11 protein-coding genes and 1 tRNA gene are annotated in these 9,550 nt (G+C 70.7%); 5 read left to right on the plus strand and 7 right to left on the minus strand.

Translation table 11 applies throughout. The annotated features are described in order from the left end of the window. Positions 1-97: 97 nt before the first annotated feature. The 7 genes from J4Z35_RS13070 to galU form a co-directional block, all read right to left on the minus strand. Positions 98-170, minus strand: a tRNA-Ala gene (locus J4Z35_RS13070). Positions 171-427: 257 nt separating this feature from the next. Further along, positions 428-1,444, minus strand: coding sequence for a hypothetical protein (locus J4Z35_RS13075; protein WP_208065644.1), 1,017 nt, complete (start codon positions 1,442-1,444; stop codon positions 428-430). A 359-nt stretch (positions 1,445-1,803) separates the two neighbouring features. Further along, positions 1,804-2,478 carry a GNAT family protein gene (locus J4Z35_RS13080; RefSeq protein ID WP_144694958.1) on the minus strand — a complete coding sequence of 225 codons (675 nt, stop codon included), beginning with the start codon at positions 2,476-2,478 and terminating at the stop codon, positions 1,804-1,806. Continuing rightward, positions 2,478-2,966, minus strand: coding sequence for a molybdopterin-binding protein (locus tag J4Z35_RS13085; RefSeq protein ID WP_144694960.1), 489 nt, complete (start codon positions 2,964-2,966; stop codon positions 2,478-2,480). The genes J4Z35_RS13080 and J4Z35_RS13085 overlap by 1 nt, the downstream gene beginning before the upstream one ends. Next, positions 2,959-3,426, minus strand: a complete 468-nt coding sequence (moaC, locus tag J4Z35_RS13090) for a cyclic pyranopterin monophosphate synthase MoaC (protein ID WP_144694962.1) — start codon at positions 3,424-3,426, stop codon at positions 2,959-2,961. The genes J4Z35_RS13085 and moaC overlap by 8 nt, the downstream gene beginning before the upstream one ends. A gap of 1 nt (position 3,427) precedes the next feature. Continuing rightward, positions 3,428-4,717, minus strand: a complete 1,290-nt coding sequence (gene glp / locus J4Z35_RS13095) for a gephyrin-like molybdotransferase Glp (RefSeq protein ID WP_208065646.1) — start codon at positions 4,715-4,717, stop codon at positions 3,428-3,430. Positions 4,718-4,805: 88 nt separating this feature from the next. Further along, positions 4,806-5,762, minus strand: a complete 957-nt coding sequence (galU, locus tag J4Z35_RS13100; protein ID WP_062257285.1) for a UTP--glucose-1-phosphate uridylyltransferase GalU — start codon at positions 5,760-5,762, stop codon at positions 4,806-4,808. A gap of 18 nt (positions 5,763-5,780) precedes the next feature. On the opposite strand from galU, the gene J4Z35_RS13105 reads away from it, so the two are divergent. The 5 genes from J4Z35_RS13105 (at position 5,781) to mscL (ending at position 9,423) form a co-directional block, all read left to right on the plus strand. Beyond that, positions 5,781-6,419 (plus strand): 5-formyltetrahydrofolate cyclo-ligase, encoded by a 639-nt coding sequence (locus J4Z35_RS13105; RefSeq protein ID WP_208065647.1) that lies wholly within the window; start codon positions 5,781-5,783, stop codon positions 6,417-6,419. Between the two features lie 76 nt (positions 6,420-6,495). Then, positions 6,496-8,031 carry a potassium/proton antiporter gene (locus tag J4Z35_RS13110; RefSeq protein ID WP_038569220.1) on the plus strand — a complete coding sequence of 512 codons (1,536 nt, stop codon included), beginning with the start codon at positions 6,496-6,498 and terminating at the stop codon, positions 8,029-8,031. An 87-nt stretch (positions 8,032-8,118) separates the two neighbouring features. Next, positions 8,119-8,361: an FmdB family zinc ribbon protein gene (locus J4Z35_RS13115; protein WP_038571495.1), complete on the plus strand. Its 243-nt coding sequence runs from the start codon at positions 8,119-8,121 to the stop codon at positions 8,359-8,361. Positions 8,362-8,455: 94 nt separating this feature from the next. Next, positions 8,456-8,941 (plus strand): hypothetical protein, encoded by a 486-nt coding sequence (locus J4Z35_RS13120; protein ID WP_131941556.1) that lies wholly within the window; start codon positions 8,456-8,458, stop codon positions 8,939-8,941. A 122-nt stretch (positions 8,942-9,063) separates the two neighbouring features. After that, the gene (gene mscL, locus J4Z35_RS13125) at positions 9,064-9,423 is read left to right on the plus strand and encodes a large conductance mechanosensitive channel protein MscL (RefSeq protein WP_074046477.1); all 360 of its coding nucleotides are present in this window, start codon (positions 9,064-9,066) and stop codon (positions 9,421-9,423) included. The last annotated feature ends 127 nt before the right edge of the window (positions 9,424-9,550 follow it).

Raw genomic sequence — 9,550 nt, forward strand, 5'->3', positions numbered from 1 at the left:
TGCGGCGGCTCCTCGAATCACAGTGTTCGACAGATGTGAATACAGACAGCCACCCGGACAAAAATCTTGTCCGGGTGGCTGTCTGTATTCATCTCGGTGGAGCTATGGGGATTCGAACCCCAGACCTTCTCATTGCGAACGAGACGCGCTACCAACTGCGCCATAGCCCCGTGAAGCGAGAGACACGTTACCACCAAGCGGCGCACAGACCAACACGAGGCGCCCCAATCGGCCGTCACCCACCCTGCTCACCGGGCCCGGCGCCCCACGCCCGGCTCCCTCCACGATCCCACCAGCAGAAACGCTCCTTCGTGCCACCGAAAGCACACGTGCAATCCGTCACACCGGAAACGCAACCCTCAGACACACGAAGACGGCGGGCGCCCCGTGGGCACCCGCCGTCCGTCGTCAAAGCCTCGGCGCGGCCTCAGCCGGCGCGGTAGACCTGCGGAAGCTCTTCGTAGTCCTCGTCGAGCGCCATGCCGTCGAACGGCAGATCCTCGACGGGCGTGTTCTCGTACCGCGCGGCGAGCGGGCGCGTGTCGACCTCGTCGACGGTCGCCGCCGGCTCGACAGGTTCACGCTCGGCCTTCGCCTTCATCGTGTACGTCGGGCGCGGCACGTCGACGGGCGCCCATGCCGCAGCGTCGAACACCTCGGCCTGCGCACGCGCCACGGCGTCCACGGCGTCCACGGCAGGCTCGACGTCGACGGCCGGCTCGGCGTCGACGTCGCGCTCCGGCAGCTGCGCGACGAGCGGCGAACGCTTCGTCATCGGCGCCGCGGTCTCGGCCGCCTCGACCTCGACGCGGGTGGCGCCCACAGTGGCGCTCGAACGCGCAGGCGACGCGGCGCGCGCCGGAGCTGAGACGCCCACCGGGCGCACCGGGGTCGACGCAGCCTTGGCCGTCCGCGCTGCGATCGCCGAGCGGCGCAGCCACACGACGACACCGGCCGTCGCCAGCAGGCCGAGCAACGGCAGCCACGCCGGCACGAGCGTCAGCAGGGCGAGCAGCGCCGTCACGACGAAGAAACCGAACGATCCGAGCAGGGCAAACAGCTTGACCTTCGGCGATTCGAGCGCCGCCGGCACGCGGGCAAGGCCCTGCGCCGCGCCCTGCAGACGAGCGGGCACCCGCGTCGTCGTCACCTCGAAGCCCTCAGCGGTCGACGCGTGCGCGTCACCCTCGGGGGCGCCAGGCGTCACGCGCGAGGCACCCTTGACGCTGACCTGAGGACGCAGGATCGTGCGCGCCGGCTCGTCGGCGCGCGCCGAGACGTCAGCCTGGATCGGGGTACGGCGTTCGAGCATCCTCATCGCCTCCGAGAATCGATCGACGGTGCGCGCGGTCGCGAGATCCTCGCGGCGGCGCACCCAGTGCTTGAGCATGTAGGCAGCCCACACGGCAATGATGACGAAGAAGATCAGGCTGCTGGCACTCACGCACACCAGGCTAGGGCGCGGCGGCTTCACAACGAGTGAGCCACGCCGCGCGTGTCGCGCAAAAAATCTTCACTGCGTGGGGTAACAATGCCCCGCCGCCGGCGGACGACGGAGGGCACAGACCGACGTCAGGGCCGATCGTCGATGTGCACGGCGCGGTCAGCTCCGACGCGCGGATGGCGGAGCGTCGGCGAACGTGGACGAAAATCGCAGTTGGGTACGGGCCACGTCGAGGTGGGTTTCGACGGCGCTGTTCAGCGGTTCGAGGGGGCAGACGGGTTCGGAGGTCCGAAAGGTCAGACGGGGTCGGGGGCCAGAGGGGGTCGGGGGTCCGAGGAGTCAGGCAGGCTCAAGGCGGGTCAGACGGGGTCGATGCGTCCGAGGCGCAATGGCGAGTCGACAGTGTCAACAGTGTCGACGGAGCCCGATCGCTCGAGATTCTCCACACGCTGCACGAGCGTGCCGTCGACCTCGTGGCGCAGCAGTGCGAACGTGCGGTGGTCGCGCCACGCGCCGTCGATGTGGAGGAACTCGCGGCGCACGCCTTCGTGACGCCAGCCGAGCTTTTCGACGACGCGCAGCGAGTTGGCGTTGTCGGGGCGCACGTTGATCTCGAGGCGGTGCAACCGCTCCACACCGAACGCGTGGTCGGCGGCCATCGCGACGGCCATGGGCGTCAGGCCGTGCCCGGCGAAGCGTTCACCGATCCAGTAGCCGATCGTGCCGCCCTGCTGCGCCCCACGCACGATCGTGAAGATGTGCACCTGCCCGGCCAGGGCACCGTTCCACGTCATCGCCCACGGCAACAACCGACCCGCGCGTGCCTCCGCGTTCTGCTCCTTGACGGCCGCCTTGAAGCCCAGCGCCGGCTCGGGGTAGGGGTTCGTCGAATCCCAGGGGCCCGTCCACCGGCGGTTCGCGGCGCGCAGCGCACTCCACTCCTGCAGATCCCGACGGGGATGCAACGGACGCAACCCCAGCTCACCGCCGCGATAGCGCCGCCGCAGCGTGACGGGCCACGTGCCCGGACCCATCAGTGCGAGCCTCCGTCGAGCTGCGCCATGACGTGCTCGAGGATGCCGTCGAGCACGTCGAGACCGTCGGCCACTCCGCCACGCGAGCCAGGCAGGTTGACGACGAACGCGCGCCCCGCGGCGCCGTCCGCGATGCCGGCGAGCCCACGCGAAAGGACGGCCGTCGCCACCCCTGCGGCCACACCCTTCGCGCGCAACGCTTCCTCGATGCCGCTGAGCTGCACCGTGAGGTACGGCCGCGTCTGCTCGGGCGTCGCGTCGCTTGGCGACACGCCCGTCCCGCCGGTCGTGACGACGACGCGGCACCCGAGCGCGAGCACGTCACCGATCGCGTCACCCACCGCCGGTCCGTCGGCGACGAGTCGCGCGTCGACCGTCCACCCCCGCTCACGTAGCCATGCCGCGATGACGGGCCCGGTCGCGTCGGTGTAGATCCCCTGCGCGGCCCGCGTCGAGCACGTGACGACGGCGGCGCGCCGTTCACTCATGCCAGTCACCGCTACGCCCACCCGACTTCGCCGTGACACGCACGTCGGTGATGCGTGCGTGCTTGTCGACGGCCTTGACCATGTCGATGAGCGCGAGCGCCGCGACGCTCACACAGGTCAGCGCTTCCATCTCGATGCCGGTGCGATCGGCGGTGACGACGGTGGCGCGGATGTCGACGCCGTCGTCGGTGACGTCGAGGTCGACCTCGACACCGTGCACCGCGATCGGGTGGGCGAGCGGAATGAGGTCAGGGGTGCGCTTGGCGGCCTGCAACCCCGCGATGCGTGCGACGGCGAGGGCATCACCCTTGGGCACGTCACTGTCACGCAGCGCCGCCACGGCGCGCTCGCTCAGCAGCACGCGCCCCGCCGCTGACGCCGAACGTCGCGTCACGGCCTTCGCCGCGACGTCGACCATGTGCGCGCTGCCGTCACCACGCACGTGGGTGAGGTCGCTCATGTCACTCCTTCTCGTCCGCCACGTTCTCGTCGTAGGCGCCCGCCAGGGGCGCGTCGATCGGCCCGTCGAGCACGAGCACGTCGAGCATCTCACCCGTCTCGACCTGGCGGGCCTCTCGCGACACGCGCGCGAGCGCGTTGGCCTCGCCCAACTCACCGAGGTGATGCGATCCCTGGCGCGCATTGGCACGGATCGCCAGCTCGCCGTCAGCGCCGCGCACCGCGTGGACGCGCGCGTACTGGGCACGTCCACGCGGGCACGTCCACCCCGGGCCACGCACGACGCCGCGTCGCCACACGGGCGCCGGGCGCCCGCTCATGTGCGCGAGCGCGGGCGCGACGAACACCCAGAACGACACGAGCGTGCTCATCGGGTTGCCGGGCAGCGTGAACACCGGCACTCCTCGCTCGCCGAGCAGCCCGAAACCCTGCGGCTTGCCGGGCTGCATCGCGACCTTGTCGAACGTCACCTCGCCCGCCTCGATCAGCGCGGCCTTGACGGCGTCATACGCCCCCGCGCTCACCCCACCCGTCGTGATGACGGCGTCAGCCGTCGCGACGGCACGCTCCAGCACCCGCGCCACCTCGCCGGCATCGTCACGTACGTGCGCGACCTCGACGAGTTGGGCTCCCACCGCAGCGACGAGCGCAGCGAGCATCGGCCCGTTCGAATCGTGGATCTGCCCATGCTGCAGCGCTTCTCCGGCCGGACGCAGCTCGTCCCCCGTCGACAGCACGACGACGCGCGGGCGCGGTGCCACCTCGATGTGATCCACCCCCGCCGAGGCGATGACGGCGACGTGTTGCGGTGCGATGATCGTGCCGGCGCGCAGCAGGACGTCGCCGATGCGCACGTCCTCGCCGCGTCGGCGGATGTGGCGCCCGTCCTCCACCTCGCCCGTGAACCGCACGCGCTCCAGCCCGCGGTCGCTCTGCTCGACCGGCACCACCGTCGTCGCCCCCGACGGCACCGGCGCGCCCGTCATGATGCGCCAGGCCTCACCCGGCGCGCACGTCAGCTCACGCGTGTCACCGGCGGGGATGTCGCCGACGACGGGTAGCTCGCCGTCCGCAGCGTCCTCGGTTCGCAGGGCGTACCCGTCCATCGCGGAATTCGTGAACCCCGGCAGGTCGACGCCGCTGCACACGTCAGCGGCGAGCGCCCGCCCGAGGACGTCACCGACCCAGCCGCCGTCGGCCAGCGCCACCCGCCGCGCAGGCAGCCGTGGAACGGCCGCGAGGATGCGCGCGAGGTGCTCGGCATCGGTGATGAGTTCGGGGGCGTGCGACATGCCCCCATTGTGCAACCCACCACCGACAACGCCCCGTTCGCAACCGGATTCGGTTGCGAACGGGGCGTCATCCCAATGCTGGATGGCGTCAGGCGCCGCGCTCGGTGCGCGTGCGCCCCTTGCCCTCGTCGGTCTCGACCCAGCCCTGCAGCCAGGAGCGGAAGTCGGAACCGAACTCGTTGTGACGCGTGCCGAGACGCACGACCGCCTTGAGGTAGTCGAGACGGTCGCCCGTGTCGTAGCGGCTGCCGCGGAAGACGACACCGATGACGCCGGCGCCCTCACCCGTCGCGCTCGCACGCTCGGCGAGCGCGTCCGTCAGCTGGATCTCGCCGCCGCGTCCCGGCTCCGTCTTCTCGAGCACCGCGAAGATCGACGGGTCGAGCACGTAGCGGCCGATGATCGCGAGGTTGCTCGGCGCCTCCCCCGCGGCCGGCTTCTCGACGAGACCGGTGACGCGCACGACGTCTTCGCCCTCACCGTCGATCGGCTCGACCGCGGCGCAGCCGTAGAGGTGGATCTGGTCGTCCGGCACCTCCATGAGCGCGATGACGGACCCGCCGTGGTTGGCCTGGACGTCGATCATCTGCTCGAGCAGGTGGTCGTCCTCGTCGATGAGGTCGTCGCCGAGCAGGACGGCGAACGGCTCGTCGCCGACGTGGTTGCGCCCGACGAGCACGGCGTGGCCGAGGCCGCGCGGCTCGCCCTGGCGGATGAAGTGGACCTCACCGAGGTCGGCCGACTTCTGCACACGCTTGAGGCGCTTCTCGTCGCCCTTCTTCTCCAGGGCCCGCTCGAGCTCCCAGTGGCGGTCGAAGTGATCCTCGAGAGCAGCCTTGGAACGACCGGTGATCGTGAGGATGTCGGGAACCCCTGCGCGCACCGCCTCTTCGACGACGTACTGGATGGCCGGCTTGTCGACGACCGGCAGCATCTCCTTGGGGATGGCCTTCGTGGCAGGCAGGAAGCGCGTGCCGAGCCCGGCGGCCGGGATGACGGCCTTGCGCGCGCGACGGCGAGGAGCGGAGGACGGCGTTTCAGTCATGAGCCTAGGCTAGCCCTCATGACCGACAACGGGGCCCCGGATGCACCGACCGGCGCGACACCTCCGCGCGACGTCGAGCCGACGCCCGACGAGCGCGAGCGCGTCGCCAAGCGCGATTTGCGCACACGACTTCGCGCCGCGCGTCGCGAGCGTCGTGATGCGACGAGCCCCGAGCAACGTCACGCCGACGGACTCGCGCTGCTGCATCACTTAGAGCCGCTGCTGGCACGCGCCACCTGCGTCACCTCGTTCGAGCCGCTGGCGAGCGAGTCGAACCTCGAACCGATCAACGCCGCCGTCAGGGCGCGCGGGCGCGTGCTCGTGCCGATCACGCTCGCCGATCTGGACCTGTCCTGGCGTGACGCCGCCACGGGCGACGACCTGGGCACGGGTGGCATCGCGGCCGCCGACCTCGTCATCGCGCCCGCGCTCGCGATCGGCCCGAACGGCGAACGCCTCGGCCAGGGCGGCGGCTGCTACGACCGCGCCCTGCCGCGCCGACGGCCGGGCACACCCGTCGTCGCCGTCGTCTTTCCCGACGAGCTGCTGACCGGCCCCGATGCGCCCAGCATCCCGGTCGAGGCGCACGACGAACGCGTCGACGCGGCCCTCACCGTGGACGGCCTCGTCCGCTTCGGCGACGCCCTGGGATACTGAGAGGCACCGGCCCGCGACGAGGCCGAGCCGACGCCGACGCACCCACCCGCTGACGCCGACCTGAGGAGGGGGCCCGATGATCGAAGCCGCCGCCGCCACCGGGTTCGACACCGCCGACCTGCCGCTGACGCTGCTCGTCGGCTCGCTCGTCCTGCTCGTCGCCGTCGCCGCCGTCCGCCTCGCCAACCGCTCGGGGCTGCCGACGCTGCTCATCTACCTCGCGATCGGCGTCGCTCTCGGTGAGGGTGGGCTCGGCATCGGCTTCGAGAACACGAACCTCACGCAGGTGCTCGGCTATTGCGCGCTCATCCTCATCCTCATCGAGGGCGGTCTGACGACGCAGTGGAGCAGCATCCGCGCGTCCGTCGCCCCGGCCCTGCTGCTGTCGACACTCGGCGTGCTCGTCTCCGTCGCGGTCGTCGGTTCGGCGACGCACCTCCTGCTCGACTTCGACTGGAAGACGTCGCTGCTGCTCGGCGCCATCGTCTCCTCGACGGACGCCGCGGCCGTGTTCTCGGTGCTGCGCAAGGTGCCGCTGCCGCATCGCCTCGCTGGCGTGCTCGAGGCCGAGTCGGGCTTCAACGACGCGCCCGTCGTGCTGCTCGTCGTCGCCCTCGCGGACGAGGTGGTGCCCGGCGGCGAGCACCACGGCGTCCTCTCCCTCGCCGGGATGGCGGTGTTCGAACTCGCCGGTGGCGCGCTCGTCGGCCTCGCTGTCGGCTGGGTGCTCGGCGCCCTCTCGCAGCGCATCGCGCCCGGCTCGTCAGGTCTGTTCGCAATCGGCGTCGTCGCCGGGGGTGTCCTCGCCTATGCCGCGGCGTCCGTCGTCCACACGAGCGGCTTCATGGCGACCTACCTCGCGGCGCTCGTCCTCGGCAACATGCCGATCCCCCACCGTCAGGCCGTGCGCGGCTTCGGGCAGGCGATGGGGTGGCTCGCGCAGATCGGCCTGTTCGTCCTGCTCGGCCTGCTCGCCTCCCCCAGCCGCCTCATGGACCAGTTCGTGCCCGCCATGGTCGTCGGCTTCGTCCTGCTCCTGCTCGCCCGCCCCGCCTCGATCATCGCGTCGATGACGCCGTTCGGCTTCTCCTGGCGCGAGCAGGTGTTCCTGTCATGGGCAGGTCTTCGCGGCGCGGTGCCGGTCGTCCTCGCGACGGTGCCGCTGACCGCGGGCGCCGAGCAGATGCGCTGGATCTTCGACCTCGTCTTCGTCCTCGTCGTCGTCTTCACGTTCCTGCAGGCCCCGACGCTGCCGCTCGTCGCCCGCGTGCTCGGCATCGGCAACGACGCGCACGCCGTCGAGCTCGAGGTCGAGAACACGCCGCTGACGGACCTGCGCGCCGACATGCTGCACGTCAAGGTCGGCGAGCACTCGCAGCTCGTGGGCGTCATGCTGTACGAGCTGCGCCTACCGGTCGGCGCGAACGTCACCCTCGTCGTCAACGGCGAGCGCAGCTACGTGCCCGGTGAGCGCAGCGTGCTGCGCGCCGGCGATCAACTGCTCGTCGTGACGAAGGAGGCGGTGCGCGCTCGTACCCTCGCCCGCTTCCGCGAGGTGAGCGAGGGCGGACGCCTCGCAGGTTGGCGCATGCCCACCGCGCCCCGCACATGAGCGACGTGCGCCTGCCTGACCCTGACGCTGCCTTACCATGTCGCAGTCGAACCAGCGCCGCCCGCCGGCACGAGAGAAGGAATGACGATGCCCACCTACGCCTACGCGTGCAAGGAATGCGGCCACGGTTTCGAGGCGCGCCAGTCGTTCGACGACCCCGCTCTCACGACGTGCCCCGAGTGCGGCGGCCCGCTGCGCAAGGTGTTCAACAGCGTCGGCGTGACGTTCAAGGGGGCGGGTTTCTACCGCACCGACAGCCGTTCCTCCGGCACGAGCTCGAGCTCCAGTTCCGGTTCGAGCTCGAGCGGTTCGAGCAGCTCCGACGCCTGACGGCCATCCCCAGGTGTGACGGCCGGGCACCCTGATCCACAGCCTGCGGCGTGACGACGCGCGCCGTCGACGCGGTTCGCCCTAGCGTCGAGCCATGCCCTCACTGCGCACCCTCGACGTCGTCCACCGCCTCAACGCCCCGACGCGCGCGGCCGCGACGCGTCGCCGCCGGCTGCGCAAGGCCGCGGCCATCACCTGCCTGCTCGTCGGCGCGGCGCTCGCGGCACCGTCGGGCGGCGCCCCCGCTCCTGCGGCGTCCGCGGCCACGTCGGGCGCGTCGGCCGACGGCCCTGCACCGGCCGCTCTGCGGGGACGCCACATCGTGCGCATCACGGCGGTGGGGCCGAACCCACAGGATGCCGCCCGCGTCGACGTGTGGGACGCCTCCGGGACGCGGCTCGTCAGCTGCGCCCCGACCTACCCGGGTTCGTCTCGAGTTCCCGCTCGCGATGTGATGTCGAACACGTCGCCAAGCACGGTCTCGATCGCGCTGACCGATGCCGAGACCGTCCGCGTGGCCAAACATCTGGGAAACGCCGCGGATTCGGGAAGCGGCCTCCTCGTCACCGGCTGCCTGTGAGCGATGGCCTTATATCACGCACGACGACACGCCTGGCCGTTTTGATTTCCCGACTTTCCACCCATCTGGGTACTCTCATCACTGCACCTTCCACACAGCATTCCGAGCAGTTAGGAGAAGCCATGAAGGGCTTCAAGGACTTCATCATGCGCGGCAATCTCATCGAGCTTGCCGTCGCCTTCATCATGGCCGGCGCGTTCGCGAAGGTCGTCGAGGCCTTCGTCACGATCGTCATGGACCTGCTGGGCAAGCTCGGCGGCACGCCGGACTTCTCGTCCTACAAGCCGGGCGGCGTCCACGTCGGCGCGTTCCTCACGGTTCTCGTCAGCTTCCTCATCCTCGCGTTCGTCGTGTACTTCGCGATGGTCAAGCCCTACGAGGCTGCCAAGGCCCGCTTCGCCAAGCCGGCTGACGCCGAGGACACCGAGCTGTCGCTGCTGGCCGAGATCCGCGACGAGCTGCGCGCTGGCCGCCGCCTCTGAGGCTCATCGAGCGCATGAGGCCTCTCGGTCTCTGAGCGCACGAAGGGCGTGAACACCATGGTGTTCACGCCCTTCGTCATGTCCGCTCCGCCATTCCCCCGGAGCCCAGGCTCAACCCCAGTCCCGC

The sequence above is a fragment of the Dermacoccus sp. NHGro5 genome (assembly GCF_017565385.1).
GTDB classification, from domain to species: Bacteria; Actinomycetota; Actinomycetes; order Actinomycetales; family Dermatophilaceae; genus Dermacoccus; species Dermacoccus nishinomiyaensis.